Origin of the sequence: Microbacterium sp. NPDC058345 (assembly GCF_042723855.1) — a bacterium.
Classification (GTDB): domain Bacteria; phylum Actinomycetota; class Actinomycetes; order Actinomycetales; family Microbacteriaceae; genus Microbacterium.
Genome location: NZ_JBHXIG010000001.1, coordinates 786,929 through 809,002, shown reverse-complemented (window position 1 = coordinate 809,002; position 22,074 = coordinate 786,929). Strand labels below are relative to the sequence as shown.

19 protein-coding genes are annotated in these 22,074 nt (G+C 69.2%); 14 read left to right on the top strand and 5 right to left on the bottom strand.

Annotated features, from left to right (window positions below):
• The first annotated feature begins 3 nt into the window (after positions 1-3).
• The 4 genes from ACFWH5_RS03825 to ACFWH5_RS03810 are packed head-to-tail and all read left to right on the top strand — an operon-like array spanning position 4 to position 4,782.
• A complete protein-coding gene (locus tag ACFWH5_RS03825) occupies positions 4-717 on the top strand; it encodes an L-ribulose-5-phosphate 4-epimerase (RefSeq protein WP_378831961.1) in 714 nt (237 codons plus the stop codon).
• On the top strand, positions 714-2,297 hold the full coding sequence (locus ACFWH5_RS03820; RefSeq protein WP_378831959.1) for a xylulokinase: 1,584 nt from the start codon (positions 714-716) through the stop codon (positions 2,295-2,297). The genes ACFWH5_RS03825 and ACFWH5_RS03820 overlap by 4 nt, the downstream gene beginning before the upstream one ends.
• A 44-nt stretch (positions 2,298-2,341) precedes the next feature.
• Entirely contained in the window at positions 2,342-3,865 is a 1,524-nt protein-coding gene (gene araA, locus ACFWH5_RS03815; protein WP_378831956.1) for an L-arabinose isomerase, read from the top strand.
• On the top strand, positions 3,865-4,782 hold the full coding sequence (locus ACFWH5_RS03810) for an aldose 1-epimerase family protein (protein ID WP_378831954.1): 918 nt from the start codon (positions 3,865-3,867) through the stop codon (positions 4,780-4,782). The genes araA and ACFWH5_RS03810 overlap by 1 nt, the downstream gene beginning before the upstream one ends.
• A gap of 81 nt (positions 4,783-4,863) precedes the next feature.
• Here ACFWH5_RS03810 and ACFWH5_RS03805 read toward each other — a convergent pair whose 3' ends face one another.
• Together ACFWH5_RS03805 and ACFWH5_RS03800 are read right to left on the bottom strand one after the other, a co-directional pair.
• Positions 4,864-5,493, bottom strand: a complete 630-nt coding sequence (locus ACFWH5_RS03805; RefSeq protein WP_378831951.1) for a PadR family transcriptional regulator — start codon at positions 5,491-5,493, stop codon at positions 4,864-4,866.
• On the bottom strand, positions 5,490-6,329 hold the full coding sequence (locus tag ACFWH5_RS03800; protein WP_378831949.1) for a DUF4097 domain-containing protein: 840 nt from the start codon (positions 6,327-6,329) through the stop codon (positions 5,490-5,492). Before ACFWH5_RS03800 ends, ACFWH5_RS03805 begins: the two co-directional genes overlap by 4 nt.
• Positions 6,330-6,500: 171 nt before the next feature.
• Between ACFWH5_RS03800 and ACFWH5_RS03795 the strand changes: the two genes are divergently transcribed.
• Positions 6,501-7,271: a MerR family transcriptional regulator gene (locus ACFWH5_RS03795; protein WP_378831947.1), complete on the top strand. Its 771-nt coding sequence runs from the start codon at positions 6,501-6,503 to the stop codon at positions 7,269-7,271.
• 133 nt (positions 7,272-7,404) lie between these two features.
• Here ACFWH5_RS03795 and ACFWH5_RS03790 read toward each other — a convergent pair whose 3' ends face one another.
• Entirely contained in the window at positions 7,405-8,460 is a 1,056-nt protein-coding gene (locus ACFWH5_RS03790; RefSeq protein ID WP_378831945.1) for a hypothetical protein, read from the bottom strand.
• Between the two features lie 248 nt (positions 8,461-8,708).
• Here ACFWH5_RS03790 and ACFWH5_RS03785 point away from each other — a divergent pair, with 248 nt between their 5' ends.
• From ACFWH5_RS03785 to ACFWH5_RS03765, 5 genes are read left to right on the top strand one after another with little or no spacing between them, the layout of a single operon-like run.
• Positions 8,709-9,983: an ABC transporter substrate-binding protein gene (locus ACFWH5_RS03785; RefSeq protein WP_378831942.1), complete on the top strand. Its 1,275-nt coding sequence runs from the start codon at positions 8,709-8,711 to the stop codon at positions 9,981-9,983.
• A gap of 4 nt (positions 9,984-9,987) precedes the next feature.
• Complete coding sequence (locus ACFWH5_RS03780; protein ID WP_378831940.1) at positions 9,988-10,953, top strand: carbohydrate ABC transporter permease; 966 nt, start codon at positions 9,988-9,990, stop codon at positions 10,951-10,953.
• The gene (locus tag ACFWH5_RS03775; RefSeq protein WP_378831938.1) at positions 10,946-11,845 is read left to right on the top strand and encodes a carbohydrate ABC transporter permease; all 900 of its coding nucleotides are present in this window, start codon (positions 10,946-10,948) and stop codon (positions 11,843-11,845) included. Before ACFWH5_RS03780 ends, ACFWH5_RS03775 begins: the two co-directional genes overlap by 8 nt.
• A 3-nt stretch (positions 11,846-11,848) precedes the next feature.
• A complete protein-coding gene (locus ACFWH5_RS03770; protein WP_378831936.1) occupies positions 11,849-12,907 on the top strand; it encodes a LacI family DNA-binding transcriptional regulator in 1,059 nt (352 codons plus the stop codon).
• A 25-nt stretch (positions 12,908-12,932) separates the two neighbouring features.
• Positions 12,933-14,147 carry a Gfo/Idh/MocA family protein gene (locus tag ACFWH5_RS03765; RefSeq protein ID WP_378831933.1) on the top strand — a complete coding sequence of 405 codons (1,215 nt, stop codon included), beginning with the start codon at positions 12,933-12,935 and terminating at the stop codon, positions 14,145-14,147.
• 18 nt (positions 14,148-14,165) lie between these two features.
• Here the strand turns inward: ACFWH5_RS03765 and ACFWH5_RS03760 are convergent, their stop codons facing one another.
• Together ACFWH5_RS03760 and ACFWH5_RS03755 are read right to left on the bottom strand one after the other, a co-directional pair.
• Positions 14,166-15,251: a LacI family DNA-binding transcriptional regulator gene (locus ACFWH5_RS03760; RefSeq protein ID WP_378831931.1), complete on the bottom strand. Its 1,086-nt coding sequence runs from the start codon at positions 15,249-15,251 to the stop codon at positions 14,166-14,168.
• Between the two features lie 9 nt (positions 15,252-15,260).
• Positions 15,261-16,268 carry a hydroxyacid dehydrogenase gene (locus tag ACFWH5_RS03755; RefSeq protein WP_378831929.1) on the bottom strand — a complete coding sequence of 336 codons (1,008 nt, stop codon included), beginning with the start codon at positions 16,266-16,268 and terminating at the stop codon, positions 15,261-15,263.
• 220 nt (positions 16,269-16,488) lie between these two features.
• Here ACFWH5_RS03755 and ACFWH5_RS03750 point away from each other — a divergent pair, with 220 nt between their 5' ends.
• From ACFWH5_RS03750 to ACFWH5_RS03735, 4 genes are all read left to right on the top strand, one after another.
• Entirely contained in the window at positions 16,489-17,505 is a 1,017-nt protein-coding gene (locus ACFWH5_RS03750; RefSeq protein ID WP_378831927.1) for an ABC transporter permease, read from the top strand.
• Positions 17,495-18,436 carry a carbohydrate ABC transporter permease gene (locus tag ACFWH5_RS03745; RefSeq protein ID WP_378831925.1) on the top strand — a complete coding sequence of 314 codons (942 nt, stop codon included), beginning with the start codon at positions 17,495-17,497 and terminating at the stop codon, positions 18,434-18,436. Before ACFWH5_RS03750 ends, ACFWH5_RS03745 begins: the two co-directional genes overlap by 11 nt.
• Positions 18,437-18,498: 62 nt before the next feature.
• Complete coding sequence (locus ACFWH5_RS03740) at positions 18,499-20,130, top strand: extracellular solute-binding protein (RefSeq protein WP_378831923.1); 1,632 nt, start codon at positions 18,499-18,501, stop codon at positions 20,128-20,130.
• Positions 20,131-20,134: 4 nt separating this feature from the next.
• On the top strand, positions 20,135-22,072 hold the full coding sequence (locus ACFWH5_RS03735; protein WP_378831921.1) for a DUF2264 domain-containing protein: 1,938 nt from the start codon (positions 20,135-20,137) through the stop codon (positions 22,070-22,072).
• Positions 22,073-22,074 lie beyond the last annotated feature (2 nt).

Below are 22,074 nucleotides of genomic sequence, written 5' to 3'. Positions count from 1 at the left end.
CCGATGAGCACCGCCCCTTTCCCGGCCGAGATCGATGAGGCGATCGCCGCCGTCCGCGCCGATGTGGCCCGCCTGCACGCCGAGCTGGTCCGCTACGGGCTCGTCGTCTGGACCGGCGGCAACGTGTCGGGTCGCGTCCCCGGCGCCGACCTCTTCGTCATCAAACCGTCCGGCGTCTCGTACGACGACCTGAGTCCCGAGAACATGATCCTCTGCGACCTGCACGGCAACGTCATCCCGGGCACCCCGGGCAGCGACCGCTCGCCCTCCAGCGACACGGCGGCGCACGCCTATGTGTACCGCCACATGCCGTGGGTCGGCGGCGTCGTGCACACGCATTCGACCTACGCCGTCGCCTGGGCGGCGCGCGGTGAGGAGATCCCGTGCGTGATCACGGCGATGGCCGACGAGTTCGGCGGGCCGATCCCGGTCGGACCGTTCGCGATCATCGGCGACGACTCGATCGGCCGGGGGATCGTGCAGACCCTCGACGGCCACCGGTCGCGAGCGGTGCTGATGCAGAATCACGGTCCCTTCACGATCGGCGTGGACGCCAAGGACGCGGTGAAGGCGGCGGTCATGGTCGAGGATGTCGCCCGCACCGTGCAGATCGCGCGTGACTCCGGCGAGCTCATCCCGATCCCGCAGCAGGCGATCGACAGCCTGTACGCCCGGTACCAGAACGTCTACGGGCAGAACTCGGACGTCCGCCGGTGAGCGCGCGCGAACAGATTCTCGCCGGACGCACCGCGCTGGGCATCGAGCTGGGGTCGACCCGCATCAAAGCCTGCCTGATCGGCGAGGACGCGACGACCGTGCTGGCGACAGGTTCGCACGACTGGGAGAACCGCCTCGAGGACGGTCACTGGACGTACGCGCTCGACGACGTCGAGCGTGGTCTGCAGGCGGCGTACGCCGAGGTCGTCGCCGACGTGCACGACCGGTACGGCGTGCGCCCGCAGACGTTCGGGGCCCTCGGCGTCTCGGCGATGATGCACGGCTACCTGGCGTTCGACGAGTCCGGCAAGCTCCTCGTGCCGTTCCGCACCTGGCGCGACACGACCACGGGCGCCGCTGCCGACGAACTCACCGAGCTGCTCGGCGTGAACATCCCGCTGCGCTGGTCGATCGCGCACCTGCACCAGGCCGTCATCGACGCCGAGCCGCACGTGCGGCAGGTGGCGTCGCTCACGACGCTCGCCGGCTATGTGCACTGGCGCCTCACCGGCCGCAGGGTGCTCGGTGTGGGCGACGCGTCCGGCATGTTCCCGATCGACTCGGCCACGGGCGACTATGACGCCAGGATGCTGGATGCGTACGACGCCCATGCGGGCGATCGCCTGTCGGCATCCGTGCGCGACCTTCTTCCGGAGGTGCTCCCCGCGGGAGCACCCGCCGGTGAGCTGACCGTCGACGGCGCCGCCTTCCTCGACCCGGCCGGGGGGCTGCGCCCCGGTGTTCCGCTGTGCCCGCCGGAGGGCGATGCGGGCACCGGCATGGTGGCGACCAACTCGGTCGCGCCCCGCACCGGCAACATCAGCGCGGGCACGAGCATCTTCGCCATGGTCGTGCTCGAGAACGCCCTCGCCGAGGTGCACCACGAGATCGACCTGGTGACGACGCCCGCCGGCGACCCCGTCGCGATGGTGCACTGCAACAACGGCGCCAGCGAGCTCGCGGCGTGGACCGGCCTGTTCCGCCGCTTCGCGGAAGCCGCCGGGCATCCGGTCGGTCCGGATACCGCCTTCGAGACGCTGTTCGGCGAGGCGCTGGCCGGAGAGCCGGATGCCGGTGGGCTGGTGGCGTTCAACCACCTTGCCGGCGAGCCGATCGCCGGGTTGACGGCGGGCCGGCCGCTGTTCGTGCGCACCCCCGACAGCGAATTCTCGCTCGCGAACTTCATGCGCGCGCAACTGTACGGCGTGTTCGGCACGCTCGCACTCGGCATGCAGGTGCTCGAACGCGAGGGCGTCGCACTCGACCGCATGTTCGCGCACGGCGGCATGTTCCGCACCGCGGGCGTTGCGCAGCGGTTCCTGGCGGCTGCGCTGCGCGCGCCCGTCGCGGTCGGGGACCTCGCCGCCGAAGGCGGCGCGTGGGGCATCGCCGTGCTCGCCTCCTACCTCCGGCATGCCGGCGAGAGTGGGCTGGCCGAGTATCTCGATCGGCACGTCTTCGCCGCAGCATCCCTCTCGGTGACGGACCCTCTCGCCGAGGACGTGACCGGCTTCATCGCCTATCTCGATCGCTACCGGGCCGCTCTCGCCGTCGAGGCGGCGGCCGTGGAAGCACTCTGACGCTTCGCGCGGCGCCGCGCTCCCGTTCCCTGAAAGGACCATCCATGACCCGCACCCCGCTCACCACCTCCCTCGACGGCTACGAGGTCTGGTTCCTCACCGGCAGTCAGCACCTGTACGGACCGGAGACGCTCGCACAGGTCGCGGACCAGTCGCGCGCGATCGCGGAGACGCTGGGCGCCGCGGACGAGATCCCCGTCCGGATCGTCTGGAAGCCCGTGCTCACCGACGCGGATGCCATCCGCCGCACGGCCATGGCGGCCAACGCCGACGATTCGGTGATCGGCCTCATCGCGTGGATGCACACGTTCAGCCCGGCGAAGATGTGGATCGCCGGCCTCGACGCGCTGCAGAAGCCGCTGGCGCATCTGCACACGCAGGCGAACGTCGAGCTGCCGTGGGCGGACATCGACTTCGACTTCATGAACCTCAACCAGGCCGCACACGGCGATCGGGAGTTCGGGTACATCCAGACCCGTCTCGGCGTGCCCCGCAAGACCATCGTGGGCCACGCCTCCGACCCGCGGGTGCGGCAGGAGCTGGGCACCTGGCAGCGTGCCGCCGCCGGCTTCGCGGCCTCGCGATCGCTCAAGCTGGCCCGGTTCGGTGACAACATGCGCTTCGTCGCGGTCACCGAGGGTGACAAGACCGAGGCCGAGCTGCGTTTCGGCATGCAGGTGAACACGTGGGGAGTCAACGAGCTGGCTGCGGCCGTGGAGGCGGCGGCGGATGCCGACGTCGACGCGCTCGTCGCCGAGTACGAGGAGCTCTACGACGTCGACCCGGTGCTGCGCAGGGGCGGGGAGCGCCACCAGTCTCTGCGAGACGGCGCGGCGATCGAGATCGGTCTGCGGTCGTTCCTGGAGGAGGGCGGCTTCGGCGCCTTCACGACCTCGTTCGAGGACCTCGGTGCACTGAAGCAGCTGCCGGGCCTCGCGGTTCAGCGGCTGATGGCGGAGGGCTACGGCTTCGGCGCCGAGGGCGACTGGAAGACGGCCGCCCTCGTGCGGATCGCCAACGTCATGGGGGCCGGTCTGCCCGGTGGCGCGAGCCTGATGGAGGACTACACCTACGACATGACACCCGGCGACGAGCTGATCCTCGGCGCGCACATGCTCGAGGTCTCGCCGTCGCTGAGCACGCGGAAGCCGACTCTGGAGATCCACCCGCTGGGCATCGGCGGCAAGGACGACCCGGTGCGCCTCGTCTTCACCGCCGACCCCGGCCCCGCCGTGGTGGTCGCGCTGAGCGACATGCGCGACCGATTCCGCCTCACCGCGAACGTCGTCGAGAACGTCGAGCCGCGCGCCGCGCTGCCGAAGCTGCCGGTGGGACGCGCGGTGTGGAAGCCCGCACCCGATTTCAACACCAGCGCCGCCGCGTGGCTCACCGCCGGCGCGGCGCACCACACGGTCATGTCGACCGCCGTCGGCATCGAGGCTTTCCGAGACTTCGCAGAGATGACAGGCATCGAGCTGCTGGTGATCGACGAGGGCACCACCCTGCCCGAGTTCCAGAAGCAGGTGCGCTGGAACCAGGCGTACTATCGCCTCGCGCAGGGCCTGTGATGACGCCTCGGTCCGGCAGGCAGCTGCACATCGCGGCATCCGGATACCGGGCGACGATCGCGAGCATCGGTGCATCCCTGCGCACGCTCACCTACGACGGGCGCGATCTGGTGGTGCCGTTCGATGCCGATGAGGTGCGCCCGGGGTACCGCGGCGTGACGCTGGCGCCGTGGCCGAACCGTATCGTCGACGGGCGCTACGTCTTCGCCGGTGTGAATCATCAGCTGCCGCTCACCGAGCCCGAACGCGGGCAGGCGCTGCATGGTCTGCTGGCATGGGCCGAGTTCGCCGACAGGTCGGTGTCGGACGACCGGGTCGTGCTCGTCGCCGTCATCGAGCCCCAGGCCGGATACCCGTTCCGCGTCGAGGTCGAGGTCGAGTACCGCCTCGGCGATGACGGTCTCACGCAGGCCGTCACCGCGCGCAATCTCGGAGGGGATTCGGCGCCGTGGGGTACCGGTCCGCATCCGTACCTCGTCGCGGGGGAGGGGCGCGTCGACGACTGGACGTTCACCCTTCCCGCGTCCGAGGTCTTCACCGTGACGCCCGACCGGCTCAGTCCGGTCGCGCTCGAGCATGTCGACGTTCATCCGGAATGGGACTTCCGCAACCCGCGCACGATCGGCGACACGCTCGTGGACCACGCCTTCACCGGTCTCGGCCGCGACGGCGAGGGGCTGGCCGAGGCGCGTCTGCAGGCGGAAGCCGGCACCCGCGTCGCGATCAGCTGGAACGAGCACTGCTCGTGGGTGCAGATCCACACCGCCGACCGGCCTGATCGCCCGGACGTTCATCGCATCGGACTCGCCGTCGAGCCGATGACCTGCGCGCCTGACGCGTTCAACTCCGGGGCGGGTCTCGTCGTGCTCGACCCGGGCGCCACGCACCGCGCCTCCTGGCGGATCCGCGCGCTCTGACCGCTCCGTCGATCCGGACCAGTCCGAGCGGCCGAAGTGCCGGCGCCCCCGGAGGGATGCCGGCACTTCGGGGACGCTGCGTCAGCTGCTCAGGTGCGACAGCGCCTGGATCACGCCGCGGGCCGCAGCATCCATGGCGTTCTCGAGCTCCGAGACGACGGATGTCGGCAGCGACCCGCCGCGCGCGACGTGCGTGCGCAGGTCGGTGCGCACCTGTGCGCGGAACGCCGTGATCGCGGCATCCGCACGGTGCAGGTTCTCACGGCTGCTCGCGCGTTCGTCGCTCATGCCCTCGTCGCGGGAGCGGCCCTTGGCGGACTTCTTCTCCTCGTGCGCGGCGGTCGCGAGGTCGGCGCGCAGACTGCGCATCGCCTCCTGCACGCTCTGGCGCACCTCATTCGCGATCAGGCGCACCGAGTCGGCCAGTCCCTCCTCGATGCCGGCCAGGTCCGCCTCGCGTGAGGCGAGCTCCGCGCGGCCGGCGTCCGTGATCGAGTAGATCGTGGTGCGGCCGTCGACCGTCTTGCTGACCAGGCCCTCCTCCTCGAGCTTCGCCAGACGGGGATAGATCGTGCCTGCGCTGGGTGTGTAGGTGCCGCCGGTGCGGTCGGTGAGCGCCTGGATGATGCCGTACCCGTGCTGCGGCGCCTCGGCCAGCAGCGACAGCAGGTACAGGCGCAGGTCGCCGTGCGAGAAGACTGCGGGACTCATGATTCCCACTCCGCGTCATCGGCGACCGAGACCTGCGGCCGGCGCAGCACCGTGATGCCGCCCGAGACGGAGTTCGCGCGCACGTCGACGAAGCTCCCGGCGAGCTCACCGGTCTGGCCGGTGTAGTTGCTCGGGCCGCCGCCGGAGCGCTCGGTGCCGTCGATTAGCAGCTTGCCGCTCATGCTGCGCAGCACGTAGTTCGCAGCGAGCGTCTCGTCCAGACGGATGGTCGAGGTGCCGGAGACGGTGTTGAGGTTGATGGTGTTCACGTCGCCCGCGGCGTCGACGAGCGTGGCACCCGAGACGGTGTCGATCGTGGCTTTGCGGAGCGATCCGGTGATCGCGACGTCGCCCGAGACGCTGTTCGCGTTCACCGAGCCGACGAGGTTGCGGACGTGCACGTCGCCCGACACCGAGTTGACGGACAGGTCGCCCGAGACGGTGTCGACCATGATCTCGCCCGACACGGTGTTGAGGCGCACGTCGTTGCGGATGCCGGAGACCAGCGCGCCGGCGCTGACGACCCCGAGGGTGAGGGAGATGCCGCGGGGCACCGCGATGCTCACCTCGGCCTTGGGGCCACCGGCGCCGAAGTTGCGGAACACCTCGAGGAAGTTGTCCCATCCGATCTGCGGGTGGTCGATCTCGACCTGGCTGCCGTCGGACTCGACGCGCAGGTCCTTGGTGGTGACGCCGCGCACCTCGATGCGGATGCCGGGTTCGTCGTGGGCGACGATGTCGACCTGGCCGCCGACGAGGCCGACCTTGAGCCGGGACGCCGAGGCGATGTCGATCACGCGTTCCTCGCCGGGGGCGATGAGCCACTTCTCGGTCATGTCGTTCTTCTCTCCTGGTTGGGCGATATCAAGATATATCGCGTTATCAGGAGAGTAACACGATATATCTCGAGTATGTCAAGGACTTTCTCACTATCGGGCTTGACCTTGACGCGACGTCAACTTCTACCGTGGAATCATCGACGGAACGCAAAGGGGTAGGAGGTCGCCATGGACTGGTCGGTTCAGCAGATCGCCCGGCTCGCCGGCACCACCAGCAGGACGCTGCGTCACTACGACGACATCGGCCTGCTCGCGCCCTCTCGGATCGCTCACAACGGATACCGGCACTACGACGAGGCCGCGCTCGTGCGCCTGCAGCGCATCCTGCTGCTGCGCGAGCTCGGACTCGGCCTGCCGCAGATCGCCGAGGTGATCGATCGGGAGCGCAGCGAAGCATCCGCCCTCGAGTCTCACCTCGCCTGGCTGCGCCAGGAACAGGATCGGCTCTCACGGCAGATCGCGTCCGTCGAGTCCACCATCACCGCATTGAAAGGAGGGGTGACCCTCATGGCAGAGAACATGTTCGACGGCTTCGACCACACCCAGTACAAGGACGAGGTCGAGCAGCGCTGGGGCAAGAAGGCGTACGCCGACGGCGACCGCTGGTGGCGAGGCATGAGCGACGAAGAGCGCGCCGCCTGGCAGCAGCGCGTCTCGGATCTCGGCCGGGACTGGATCGCGGCCGCGGAGAGCGGCATCGACCCGGCGTCCGACGAGGCGCAGGCCATCGCCCGCCGTCACGTCGAGTGGCTGACCGGCATCCCGGGCACGCCCGCCGCCGTTCCCGGTGGCGACGTGAAGGCCTATGTCATCGGCCTCGGCGAGATGTACGTCGCCGATCCGCGCTTCGGGGCGAACTACGCCACGAGCGAGGGAGGCCCGGCCGGCGCCGAGTTCGTGCGCGACACGCTGCGCGTGTACGCCGACGCGAACCTGTAGGTCGCGCGACGCGACGCCGCGAGAACCTCACGGAGATCGCACGGATTGCAGGATGCTCTCGCAGCATCCGACGCGGCATTCCGTGCGATCTCCTTCTCCTCGTGCACCCGTGCGAGCGCAGGCCGCGAGACCGCTATGCCGCGTCGCTGAACACGTGTCGACCGGCCTCGTTGTCCGTGAGCCGCCAGTCGGTCTCCTTGATCGTGTGGAAGAAGTCGACGAAGGATGCGCCGGCGGCGCGAGCACGCAGGATCAGCATCCGCGACCAGCCCTCCTGAGTGATCCAGTCCTCGGCCGTCGCCTCGAAGGGCGGATTCTCAGGCCAGTCGAAGACCCATGACCCCCACGCGCCGTACTGCGAGCCGCCCGGAAGAAACGCGGACCGATCGTCGGGGGCGGATGCCGCCTCGGCGATCCCCCACGGCTTGGAACCCGCAAGCGCCTTCAGCCGTGTCACCGGTCCACCCGGTGAGGAGAAGCCGAACACGTCTTCCGTGCTCTGCCATCCGGGTGAGCCGGGACGCGCCTGCGACCAGTTGAACCCGTCGAGCGCGAGAGCGTCGACGTACCCGGAGCCGGGGAAGTACGCCTCGAACGGATGCGGTCCTGCGCCGTAGTTGAGCGGATTCCAGAGCAGGACGACCTCCGGTGCCAGCGTCTGCTTCAGCGCGTAGACGTGTCGCCACATCGCGATGTACTCCTCGGGCGTGTTCGCACCCGGATCGGTTCCGCTGGACCACGGCCGGGTGGAGTCGTCCATCTCGGGCGCGAAGCGCACGATGATCTCGGCGTCGCCGGTGCGCCGGCCCGCCTCGGTCAGCCATGCGGTGAGGTGGGCGTCGTACGCCCCGGCGGCGATCAGGCGCGGGGCGAACTGCGGTTGCGCGCTCGCCGGTTCATTCCAGTCCCACGGTTCCCATGCGATCAGCAGCGCCGAACCACGCTCCTCGGCCGCGTCGGCGTACGCGTGCGGAAAATCGGGCGACTGCACGAAGTCGACATAGGTCGACAGCATCCCGTTCGTGGTCTCGAACGCGGCCTCCTCAGCGGCCATCGTGCTCAGATCGTGTGACGCCCAGCCGAGCACCATCTCCTGATCGGGATCGAGGATGCTGACGCGGTCGGGGGGCGGGTCGTCCGTGGCCGCCGCGGCGGGCGACGTCATCGCGACGACGACGGTGATCGACAATCCCGCGATCCACAGAGCATTTCTGGTTCGGCCTGTTCCGGCCATGTGCGTTCCTCCGGTCTCGAGAGCCACGTGGTATGCGCGGCTGCCCACGACCATTCTGCGGTCCGGCTGAGAGCCCCGATCGAGTCGCCCGGTTGTGCGCGGCGATCATCCTCGCTATTCTGCTAATCGTTTAACAGTGCTAAACGATTAACTTCGGAATCGGGCACTGAGGAACGACACCCATCACCGTCAAAGGAGACCTCATGTCGCAGCCCACTCGCCGTGTCGCCGGCGCGCTGGCACTCTCGGCCGTCGCCGCTCTCGCCCTGAGCGCCTGTTCGTCCGCATCCGGAACCCCCTCGGGCGAATCGGGCGGCGACGTCAACCTCAGTTACGCGATCTGGGACGAGAACCAGAAGCCCGCGATGGAGGACATCGCCGCCGCGTTCACCGAAGAGCACCCCGAAGTCACGATCGACATCCAGGTCACGCCCTACAAGGAGTACTTCACCAAGCTGCAGACCGCCGCCAGCGGTGGATCCGCCGCGGACGTCTTCTGGATGAACGGCCCGAACTTCCAGCTGTACGCCTCGAACGGGCAGCTCGCACCGCTCGACGACACCGGCATCGACCCCGCCGACTACCCGCAGGGTCTGGTCGACCTCTACACGTACGACGGCACGCTCTACGGCGCCCCGAAGGACTTCGACACCGTGGCCGTCTGGTACAACAAGGAGCTCTTCGACGCCGCAGGCGTCGACCACCCGTCCGCAGGCTGGACCTGGGACGACCTGAAGGATGCCGCCGCCCGGCTGACCGATCCGGCCAAGGGGCAGTTCGGCATCGCCGCCAGCCAGTACGGCCAGGAGAACTTCTACAACTCGATCGCGCAGGCCGGCGGCGAGGTCATCTCCGCCGACGGCACGAAGACGGGCTATGGCAGCCCCGAGGCGCTCGCCGGCATCGAGCTGTGGACCGACCTGATCGAGGCCGGTTCGTCGCCGACGGCGCAGCAGCTCACCGACACGAACCCCGAGGACCTGTTCCTGTCGGGCAAGGTCGCCATGTTCCAGAACGGATCCTGGGCCGCGATCGCCTACGCCGACAATGCCGACATCGCCGACAAGGTCGACGTCGCACCGCTCGCCGCGGGCACGGCCGGCAACCAGAGCGTGATCCACGGCGTCGGAAACGTCGCCAACGCGAACAGCCCCCACCTCGCCGAGGCGAAGGCCTTCGCCGCCTTCGCCAGCGGTGAGACCGCCGCCGAGATCCAGGCCGAGACGGGCACGGTGATCCCGGCGTTCGACGGTGCTCAGCAGGCCTGGGTCGACGCCCTGCCGCAGTACGACCTGCAGGTCTACATCGACGCGCTCGACACCGCCGTCCCCTACCCGGTGTCGAAGAACACCTCGGCCTGGACGAGCATCGAAAGCGAAGAGCTCTCGCAGGTCTGGGCCGGCAGCGTCTCGCCCGAGGACGGGCTGAAGCAGCTCGCCGAGAAGATGCAGGCGGCTCTGGACGCCGAGCAGGAGTGACGCCGTGAGCAGCGACCTCCTCGCGCCGCGCGCGGAGACGCCGATCGTGCGGATGCCGGAGGCCCAGCTCTCCGGCGTCCGCCGCCGGCGGCGCAACCCTGGTGCCTCCCCCTGGTGGGCGCTCGTCTTCATCGGTCCGATGGCTCTCGGCCTGGCGGTCTTCTACCTCTGGCCGACGGTGCGCACCCTGATCATCTCGTTCACCAGGTCCGGTCCGTTCGGCGGCTCCGAATGGGTGGGCATCGAGAACTACGAGCGCTTGTTCCAGGATCCCGAGCTCCTCGGCGCGCTTCGCAACACGGCGCTCTACACCGTGATCGCGCTGATCGGCATCCCGCTCGCCGTCGCCATCGCCGCCCTGCTGAACAGCACGGGCCTCAAGGGCCGCAGCGCGTACCGCACCCTCTACTTCATCCCCGTCGTCACCATGCCCGCGGCCATCGCGCTGGTCTGGCGCATGATCTACAACGGCGACTACGGCATCCTCAACGTCGCCCTCGGCTGGATCGGCATCGACGGTCGCAGCTGGCTCACCGACCCGAACACCGCGCTCGTCGCGATCGCCGTGGTCGGCATCTGGGCCGGTCTCGGCACCAACATCGTCATCTTCCTCGCCGGACTGCAGGGCATCCCGGACACGGTCATGGAGGCCGCCGACCTCGACGGCGCGGGTCCGGTGCGCAAGTTCTTCTCGATCACCATCCCGCTGCTGTCTCCCTCGATCTTCTTCGTCAGCGTGATCAGCGTGATCGGCGCCCTCCAGGTGTTCGACCTGATCTACATGATGCTGGGCCGCAGCAACCCGGCGATGCCGAACACCCGCACCGTCGTCTACCTGTTCTACGAGGCCGGCTTCCTCGACAACGACCGCGGCTACGCGGCGGCGGTCGCGTTCCTCCTGCTCGTCATCATCCTCGTGCTGACCGTCGTGCAGTTCCGGATGCAGAAGAAGTGGGTGCACTATGAGTGACATCTCGCTGGACACGCGCGCCGTCGTCGGCGCCGACCCGGGCGGCGCGGGTCGCCGCACCGCGGGCCGCAGCCCGAAGAACCGCGGGATCTGGGCGGTGCACCTCGTTCTCATCGTCGGCGCGGTGCTGATGGTGTTCCCGTTCCTGTGGCAGCTGCTGACCTCGTTCAAGACGCTGTCCGATTCGGTGCAGGTGCCGCCGAGCCTGCTTCCCGAGCCCTGGGTGTTCACCAACTACGCCGAGGTCTTCGAGTCCATGCCGTTCGGGCAGATGTTCCTGAACTCCGTGCTGCTCACCGTGGGGCGCACCGTCGGGCAGGTCGTGCTGTGCACCATGGCCGGGTACGCGTTCGCGCGCATCCCATTCCCCGGCCGCAACGCGCTGTTCGTGCTGTTCCTGTCGGTGCTCATGGTGCCATCCCAGCTGTACCTGCTGCCGCAGTACGAGATCGTCCAGTCGCTCGGTTGGCTGAACTCGCTGCAGGCGCTCATCGTGCCCGGCATCTTCAGCGCGTTCGGCACGTTCCTGATGCGGCAGTTCTTCATGTCGCTGCCCGCCGAACTCGAAGAGGCGTCGCGGATCGACGGTGCCAACCCGTGGCAGACGTTCTGGCGCATCATGGTGCCGCTGGCGAAGCCTGGCATCATCGCTCTCGTGGTGTTCACCGTGCTCTGGTCGTGGAACGACCTTCTCTGGCCCCTCATCGTCACGACCGACCCCGAGAAGATGCCGCTCTCCGTCGGCCTGTCGCAGCTGGTCGGCCTGCACGGCACCGACTACCCGGTGCTGATGGCGGGCGCACTGCTTGCGACGCTGCCCATGCTGATCACCTTCATGATCCTGCAGCGGCAGTTCATCCAGGGCATCGCGTTCAGCGGATCGAAGGGCTGAGCGATGCCGCACGACGAGCGCCACACGCGTCGCCGCCCCACCCTCCGCATGGTCGCGGAGCGCGCGGGTGTGTCGACGGCGACCGTGTCGTACGTGTTCTCGGGGCGCGCGGGGTCGGCATCCGGCTCCGGCGTCGCCGAGGCCACGGCGGCCCGCGTGCTCGCCGCGGCCGAGGAGCTGAACTACCGTCCCAACCGCGCGGCGCGGGCCATGCGCACCGGCCGCAGCGGCATGATCCAGCTGTCGCTGCACATGCTCAGCGACCCCTGGTCGCTCGCGGTCGCCGCAGCCGTGAACGTCGAGGCGAACCAGCACGGCCTGACCACCCTCATCCTCGCGGACGGCGACTGGCACGCCGCCCTTGACCGGGTGGAGAGCGACGTCGCCTACCTCGACGGCGCCGGCCTCGACCCGGAGAGCGGCGAGAAGCTCGCCGATCTCGTCGAGCGGGGGCAGCGCCTCGTCGTCTTCTCAGAGACCCTCGAGCCGGAGGGCTTCGACGTCATCCGCTCGGATGCGCTGCCCGGATGCGTCCTGGCCATGGATCACCTGCTCGAGAAGCATTCGGCCATCGGATGCCTGACCGCGGCGGGCGCCGTGCAGCTCGCTCCGACGCAGACCACCCGGTACACGCCGTACCTCGAGCGGATGGCAGCGCACGGGCTCGACCCCGACCCCGCGTGGACGCAGACGTACGCCGAGACGCAGTCCAGCGCGTTCGCCGCCGCCGTGCGGCTGCTCTCGGGCCCCGTGCGGCCCACGGCGGTGTATGCGACGACCGACTTCGCGGCCATCGCCGCCATCAACGCCGCCCACATGCTCGGGCTGCGCGTGCCGCACGACGTCGCCGTGATCGGTATCGGCAACACGCCCGACGCCCGGCTCGTCGCACCGACGCTGACCACGGTCGGACCGACCGACTTCTATGCGCGCCAGGCCCGCATCATCGTCGAGCGCGCGCTCGCCGACGATCTCGAGCCGGCGCGCCTGCACGACTTCCCCTGGTCGCTCTTCCCCGGCGATTCCACCGACCTCGACGCCCCCGGCGCCCGTCTGCGCTGACGACGCGCACCCTCGAAGGAGAACAATGGATCTCAAGATCGGCATCATCGGCTTCGGCGCGCGCGCCTCGCTGCGCAAGGAGGTGCACCGCCCCGGGAAGGGCTCGGCGGTGACCGCCGTCTGCGATCCGTCGCAGCGCGCCCGTAACGACGCCCGGCGGCTCCTGCCGGACGCGCTGATCACCGACTCGCTCGACGAGCTGCTGGCCTCCGGCGTCGACGCCGTGATGGTGCTCACGCCCGACCACGCCCACGCGGCGATCAGCATCCGCGCCCTCGAAGCGGGGGTGGCCGTCTTCTGCGAGAAGCCGCTCGCGATCGACCTCGCCGATGCGGACGCCATGCTCGAGACCGCGCGCCGCACCGGTTCGCGGCTGTACATCGGTCACAACATGCGGCACATGCCGGTGGTGACGCTGATGCGCCGGCTCATCCAGCAGGGCCGGATCGGCGAGGTGAAGGCGATCTGGTGCCGCCACTTCGTCGGGCACGGCGGCGACTACTACTTCAAGGACTGGCACGCCGACCGCACTCGCACCACCAGCCTGCTGCTGCAGAAGGGTGCACACGACATCGACGCGATCCACTGGCTCGCCGGCGCGTACACCGAGAAGGTCGCCGCGATGGGTGAGTTGAGCGTGTACGGCGGCATCGACGACCGCCGCGACCGCTCCGACGAGCGGATGCCCGACTGGTTCAGTGTCGACAACTGGCCGCCCACCGCGCTGACCGGTCTGCACCCGACCGTCGACGTCGAAGACATCTCGCAGGTGAACATGCGGCTCGCGGGCGGCATCCTCGCCTCCTACCAGCAGTGCCACTTCACCCCGGACTACTGGCGCAACTACACCGTGATCGGCACCGAGGGGCGCATCGAGAACTTCGGCGACACGTCAGGCGGCGTGGTGAAGCTCTGGAACCGCCGGCACCGCGGCTATGCCGAGGCCGACGAGACCTTCCCCATCGAGTCCGCGCCGGACGCGGGGCATGACGGCGCCGACGCGCTGCTGGTCGCTGAGTTCCTGCGGTTCGTGCGCGACGGCGGAGTCACCGAGACCTCGCCGGTGGCCGCTCGCGAGGCCGTCGCCGCCGGCATCCTCGCCACGCAGTCGCTGCGCGAGGACGGCTCGGCGATCGACATCCCCGCGCTCGATCCCGCCCTCATCGCGTACTTCGCGCACGGCCAGACCGAGCCCGACGACGTCGAGGTCGAACCCGCGAGCGCGGCGGCTGCGGGCTGATGCGGTGCGGCGGTGCCGTCAGCGCGGCGGCACCGCCACCGAGTCGCGATGCACCAGATGAACACCGAGTGTGAGGCCGTCCTCGGGCGTGCGCGAGAAGGCGTCGGGCTCGTCGAAGGCGGCGCGCAGCGCCTCCCTGCCGAGCTGCTCGAGCGGCACGTGCACAGTGGTCAGCTTCGGCGACAGGCTGGCTGCGAGGGGGGTGTCGTCGTAGGCGACGACCGACACGTCCAACGGGATGCGGATGCCGGCGTCGTCCAGCGCGTCGTAGGCGCCGGCGGCGATCGTGTCGTTCACGGCGAAGATCGCGGTGACGCCGAGTCCGTCGTCGAGCAGACTCCGCGTGGTCGCATATCCGGCGTCGTGGCCGAAGCCCTCGGCGCGGATCAGCGACTCGTCGACGTCGATGCCGCGCGAGCGCAGTGCGCGCAGGTACCCCTCGCGCCGCAGCGCGATCGTGGGCCGGTCGGCCTCACCGCCCACCAGGGCGATGCGCCGGTGCCCGTTGGCGATCAGGTGCTCGGTGACGGCGTAGGCGCCGCCCTCGTTGTCGTAGGCGACGGAGCGAGCGGCCGAGGGGATGCCGAGAGGTGGATGCGCGCACAGCACGAGCCGGCTGCCCATCGCGGCCAGCGCATCGGCGCGGTGCGCGAGCTGTCGCCGGTAGGCGGCGTCGTCGCTGCCACCGCTCACGACGATCACGGCGTCGACCCTGCGCTCCTGCATGCGGTCGATCAGAGTGAGCGCGGTCTCGGGCTTCGAGCCCGTGGTGGCGATGATCGCCAGCCGGCCCGACGCCTGCGCGGCACGCTCCAGCCCGCGCACCATGTACCCGAAGAACGGGTCGACGAGCTCGGGCACGATGATGCCGATGGTCTTGGTGTCGGACTGGGCCAGGGCCCTGGCGTTGGCGTTGGCCGCGTAGCCGAGCTTGGCCACCGCGCGCAGCACGCGCTCGCGGGTGGCCGCCGCCACCGGATAGTTGCTGTTGAGCACGCGCGACACGGTCGCCGTCGAGACGCCGGCCGCCGCGGCGACATCGCTGATGGTGGCCGGGCGCCGGTGCACCTGCCGGCGAAGATGATCAGAAGTCGACGTCCTCATCCCCCGCCCTCACGCGATGATCGCCAAGTCGACCGAGCGCACTTCATGCTCGAAGGTACCATCGGCCGCGAAGCGGGCGGTCTCGGCGACGGCGAGTTCGCCGAGACGGACCACCTCGTTGCCCAGCGCCCCGGCGATGTGCGGCGTGATCACCACGTTGGGCAGGGTGTACAGGGGCGAGTCGGCGGGCAGGGGCTCCGGGTGAACGACGTCGAGGTACGCGTCCAGCCGGCCCGAGACGAGCTCGGCGGTCAGCGCCGCGGTGTCGACGAGGGCGCCGCGGGCGGTGTTCACGAGCACGGCGCCGTCGCGCATGAGCGACAGCTCCTGGGCGCCGATCATGCCGACGGTCTGGTCGGTCAGCGGTGCGTGCACGCTCACGGCGTCGCTGCGCCGGCACAGCTCGTGCAGGTCGACCAGCGTGACGCCGAGCTCTGCGGCCTGCGCGGGAGAGACGTACGGGTCGCAGAGCAGCACCTCGGCGTCGAGCGTGCGCAGCATGCGCAGCATCTCGCGACCGACCCTCGACGCGCCGATCACGCCGATCACCACGCGGTTCGCGCCGATCGGCGGCATGCCGCGCACGTCGCGCACCCCCTTGGTGTCGCGCAGCTGCGCGACGAAGCGGCTGGCGCGCTTGAGCCCGAAGACGACACTCGCCAGCGCGAACTCGGCGACGGGCACGGCGTTGGCGCTCGCGCAGCTGCTGACCCGGATGCCGAGGTCGTAGACGGCCGGGTCGAGGATCGGACGCACCGTCCCCGCGGCGTGCACGATGGCGCGCAGTCTGGGTGCCATGCCGATGGTGGCGGCGTCGATGCGCGGCGCGCCCCATCCCGTGATCAGGATCTCGGTCTCGGCGAGCACCGCGCGCGCCTGTGCCGAGGACAGCTCGGTGAGCGGCTCCGGCGTGATGATCTCCGTGAACGCGCTCAGCTCGACCAGCAGCGGGGCAGGGAACGCCGAGGCATGGTCCTCGCGGTTCATGGTGAACGCGACGCGGGGATGCCGACTCATAGGATGCTCCACGGTGTGAGAAGAGATGGTGGTAAGCGATTACTATCACGTTTCGCCGTCATGCTGCCAGTGCTCGACCGGGAAACCAGCACTGTCCGAGCGAAATCGACGATTCGCGTTGACAACGCGAAAGTCGATGCGTTACCGTCCATAGCAATCGCTTACTAGATCATTGCTGATAGCGAGATCATCCCTTCATCAACGACGTCCGGAGGATGCGGTGACATCAGCACCCGTCACGAGCAGGCCGCAGGTGGCCGAGTCCGAGCCACCGCCCGCACCGACGCCGAAGACGCGACGCGTCGACCGCAAGGGCGGCAGCAAGCTGTCCTTCGCCGCTCGATTCCGCCGCGACCGGGTGATGCTGCTGCTCGTGCTGCCCGGTTTCCTGTACTTCGTGGTGTTCCACTGGCTGCCCATCCCCGGCAACATCATCGCCTTCGAGGACTACCAGCCCTACCTCGGGTTCATTGACAGCGTGTGGGTGGGCCTCGACAACTTCGCCGCCGCCTTCGCCGAGCCCGCGTTCTGGCTGTCCCTGCGCAACACGCTCGTGATCACGCTGATGCAGCTGGTGCTGTTCTTCCCGGTCCCGATCATGCTGGCGCTGCTGCTGAACAGCATCATGTCGCCGGGGCTGAAGAAGTTCGTGCAGAGCGTGATCTACCTGCCGCACTTCCTCGGCTGGGTCATCATCATCTCGATCTTCACGCAGATCCTCGGGCCCACCGGCATGATCCCCACCCTGATGGACTCACTCGGCATGCCCCGCATCAGTCCGATGACCAACCCCGACACCTTCCCGCTGCTGGTGACGCTGCAGGTGATCTGGAAGGACGCGGGGTGGGGCACCATCATGTTCCTCGCCGCGCTCGCCAGCATCGACGACGAGCTGTACGAGGCGGCCGCCGTCGACGGTGCGGGGCCCTGGCGCCGCACCTGGGCCATCACCATCCCCGGCATCATGCCCATCGTGATCCTGCTGCTCATCCTCAACCTCGGCAGCGCGCTCTCGGTCGGATTCGAGCAGATCATCCTGCAGCGCAACAACGTCGGCGCGGAAGCCGGCGAGGTGCTGGACACCTACGTCTACTACCACGGCATCGTCGACGGGCAATGGGGTACGGCCGCCGCGGTCGGTCTCGTGAAGGGCGTCGTCGGGCTGTTCCTCGTACTCGGGGCCAACAAGGTCGCTCACATGTTCGGACAGGATGGGGTGTACTCCCGTGGCCGCTGACGCACCCACCACCGTCGTCCGCCTCGGCGCGAAGGGCGCGCGCCGATACCGGGCCAGTCGCCGTCCCGCCTGGATGGAGAAGCCGAGCATCCCGATGCAGGGACTCAAGGGACTCATCCTCCTCGTGGTCTGCATCGCGGTGATCTACCCGTTCATCGCCGTGGTCGGCACCAGCCTGTCGACGCAGCAGGAGATCGCCGCCAACAACGGCTTCGTGCTCTTCCCGACCCAGCCGACGCTGACCGCCTACACCACGATCTTCGCGGGCGGCATCGTGACCGACGCGCTCGTGCGCAGCATCGGCATCACCCTGGTCGGCACCGCGCTCTCCGTCACGCTCACCGTGATGATGGCGTACGGCCTGTCGCGGCGCGGACTGCTCGGCGGTGGATTCTTCCTGATGACCGCACTGCTCACGATGCTGTTCACCCCCGGCATCATCCCGACGTTCCTGGTCGTGAAGGAACTGGGCCTGCTCGGCTCGTACGCCGCGTTGATCCTGCCGACGGCGCTCTCGGCGTTCAACCTCGTGATCATGCGCTCGTTCATGATGGGCATCCCCGCCGAACTCGTCGAGGCCGCCCGGCTCGACGGCGCGGGCGACCTGCGCATCCTGTGGCACGTCGTGCTGCCGCTGTCGAAGGCGGTCATCGCCGTGATCGGCCTGTTCTACGCGGTCGGCTACTGGAACGCGTTCTTCAACGCGATGCTCTACGTCGACAGTGACAAGTGGCCGCTCGCGATGGTGCTGCGCCAGTACGTGCTGCTCGGCTCGTCGATCGACGCCACGAGCGGCGCGGAGATCGCGGCGCCCAGTCAGGCGATCCAGATGGCCGTCGTCGTCATCAGCCTCGTGCCCATCCTGTGCGTCTACCCGTTCCTGCAGAAGTACTTCACCAAGGGCGTGCTCACCGGCGCCATCAAGGGCTGACTCCGCTCGGCCACCACCCCGTCAGGCCTCCGCGCCTGCTGTCCCCTCAGAGAGGATCGGAAATGTCCATCAACGAGATCGCCGCCGACCGGCGCACCTTCCTCAAGGTCGCTGGGCTCGGGCTGCTCAGCGTCGCCACCGTCGGCACGCTGGCCGGATGCGGCACGCGACAGGAGCTGGTCGCCTCGGCCGCCGACTCCGTGAAGATGCCCGCGTTCGTGCCCGCGAAGGGCCTCGCCGCCGACCTGGCGGGCACTGCGGAGGGCGTGCCCGCCGCGTTCTTCAACTACCCCGCGAACCCGGTGCGCTCCGTGACGACGCCGCCGCTGAAGGGCGAGACCTTCAGCGCGATCACGAACATCTTCGGACCGCCGCCGAACGCCCGCGGCAAGAACCCCGCCTGGCAGGAGATCGAGCAGCGCCTCGGCGGCACGCTCGACATCACCGCCGTCTCGGCCGACGACTTCACCGCGAAGATCAACACCACCATCGCCGGCAACGACATCCCCGACATGATCCTCGACGACGGCGCCTCGATCCCCGACATCATCGGGTTCCTGAAGTCGAAGTGCCAGGACCTCACGCCGTTCCTGTCGGGCGACGCGATCAAGGAGTACCCGAACCTCGCCGCCATCCCGGAGCTGTACTGGAAGCAGACCGTGCGCGACGGCAAGATCTACACCCTGCCGATCCCCCGCGGCGGCGCGGGCGGCCTCGGCTTCTACAACGCCAAGCGGTACGCGGAGGTCGGTGTCACCGACACCACGAAGATCAAGGACGCCGACGAGTATCTGTCGATCATGAAGGAGCTCACCGACGCCAAGGCGAACCGCTGGGCGTTCGGCTCCTCGAGCTTCGGACTGTCGACCTTCAACCAGCTCTTCGGCGTGCCCAACCAGTGGCGCGAGAAGGGCGGCGAACTCACCTTCTACATCGAGACCGACGAGTACCTCGAGTCGATCTCGTTCGTGCAGAAGGCCGCCGCGGCCGGCTACATCGCGCCCGGCAGCGACGCCTGGACGAAGTCCCAGATGGTGAACGCGTTCACCAACGGCCAGGTCGCCCAGGTCTACGACGGCCTGCCGGCGTACTTCAAGTCCGACGGCTACGCCGTGACCGTACCGGATTCGGCGCCGTTCCTTCCCTTCGCCGCCGGCGGCGGGAAGCCTCAGGCCCACCTCGACAACATCCTCTTCGCGAGCACCATGCTCAAGAAGAACGATGAGAAGTCGATCAAGAAGCTGCTCGGCATCGCCAACCTGCTCGCCGCGCCGTTCGGCACCGAGGAGTATCTGCTGATCAACTACGGCGTCGAGGGCACCGATTACGCACTCGACGCGAACGGCAACCCGCAGCCGACGCCGGAGGCACTGGCGAACACCACTGTGCCGTGGAAGTACATCTCCGCTCCCAGCCCGGTGCTCTACCTGCCCGGTCAGGACGACATCATCACGCGCACGCACGCCGCATACTCCACGCTGATCCCGCTCGGCGTCGTCGACCCGACGGCCACGCTGTTCAGCCCGACCAACGCGCAGAAGGGCGGCACCATCCGCCAGCCGGTCAGCGACGCCGCGCAGGACTTCATCGCGGGTCGCAAGAGCCTCGACGACGTCAAGGCCGCCATCAAGACCTGGCGGTCGGCGGGCGGGGACAAGATCCGCAAGGAATACGAGAAGGCCCTGGGCGCGTAAGGCGATGGAGCACGACCTCGCAGACGGCGCGTCCGCACGCCGGTTCTGGATGCGGACCGCCGACCGGTGGCTCGGCGCCGTGCGCGAGCACGGCGCCGAGGACCCGGCCGGGGTCGTGCTCCCCGGCCGGGTGACCGGCGACGGCATCCGCCGCGAATCGATGGAGACCATCGGCCGCAGCTTCCTGCTCGCCTCCTCGCGCATCGCCGGCTCGGCGACCGACGATGCCGAGGCGGACGCGCTCATCGAGTTCTACGCCCGGGCCATCGTCGACGGCACCGACCCGGAGCATCCGTCGCGCTGGCCGCTCGGCGTGACCTGCCGGCCCCCGCTCACCGGAGTCACGAACTCGATCGTCGAAGCGGCCAACCTGTCCTTCGGGCTGTACACCGCCGGCGACCGGTTCTGGTCACGGCTCGACACCCGCCAGCAGGCGCAGGTGCTGGCCTGGCTGCGCCACCACGCCCGTCGCGAGGTGTGGCAGAACAACTGGCAGCTGTTCCCGGCGATGGCTGAGGCGTTCATCCGGCACCGCGGCGGCGATGCGTCCGGTCTTCACGGCGAGCGCAACGTCGCCCGCGTCGAGGGCTGGTACCTCGGGGACGGCTGGTACACCGACGGACCGTCGCACGCCGTGGACTACTACAACGCCTGGGCGATCCATCCCTATCTGTGGGCGTGGTACCGCATGACCGAGCGCACCGAGACGCCGGACGCGCAGCGTCACCTGCAGCGGCTCTCGGCCTTCGTCGAGACGTTCCCGGCGTTCGTCGCCGACGACGGATCGCTGATGCACTTCGGGCGCTCGCTCACCTACCGCACCGCCGCCCTCACTCCGCTGTGGTGTGCCGAGATCTCCGGCGTCAATCCGCTCGGCCCGGCACGGACCCGGCAGCTCGCGACGGCGGTGCTCGATCGGTTCGTGCGCGGCGGCGTCGGCGACGACGGTCAACTGCATCTCGGCTGGTACGACGAGTACCTGCCGGCGATGCAGGACTACAGCGGCTTCGGATCGCCCTATCTCGCCGGAATCGGCTTCCTCGGACTGTCGCTCGGGAAGGATCACCCGCTGTGGACCGCTTCCGCCTGCGCAGAGGCGAGCCCGCCGTTCACCCGCGCGATCGAGCCGGCGGGTATCACGCTCAGCTCCGCGGGAGCCGGTGCGCCGGTGGTGCTCGTCAACCACGGCAGCGACCACACCGACCTGCCCGTGCAGCACCACGGCATCCGCGACACCGACGACCCGCACTACGCCTCGTTCGCGTACTCCACGCACACCGCCCCCGAGGTCGGCGACGCCTGGCTCGAGGCGGTCGACGGTCATCTCTCGCTGTTCGACGGCGAAGGGCGCGCGAGCCGTCGGGTCATGCTGCGTGGCACGGCGGCCGAGGGGCCGATGAGCGCCTCCGTGCACTACCCGCAGATCGACCGCGTGCTCATCCCCGGCGCCTGGATCGTCACGGCATCCGTCGTGCACCGCGGCATCGAGGTGCGGGCGCACCTCGTGACCGCGCCCGTCGAGCACGACCGCATCCAGGAGGGCGGGTTCGCGCTCGCCGGGCCGTCGGCGCTCTCCGCCGCCGTCGACGGGCTGCAGGCGTCCGTGTCGAACGGTGAGCACCGCGTGGTGCTGACGGGCGTGCACGGCTGGGATGCCGGCGGTGTCGTCACCCACCGCGGAACCAACGCGATGGGGGAGCACTCCGCGATCCCGACCCTCACGGCCTCGCGGAACGCCGAGCAGACCGTGCATGTCGCCGTGCACCAGCTGCTGCGCGCCGAGGACGATCCGGCCACGGCCCTCGAGGGGCTGCGCGTGCACATCGACGGCACGACACTGCGTGTCGAATGGCCGGACGATCAGCTCGACGTCGAACTCGATCTGCGCAGGGTCGTCGAATGGGACGGTCAGCCCGGCAGACCGGGCGGCGTGCGCGTCTGAGG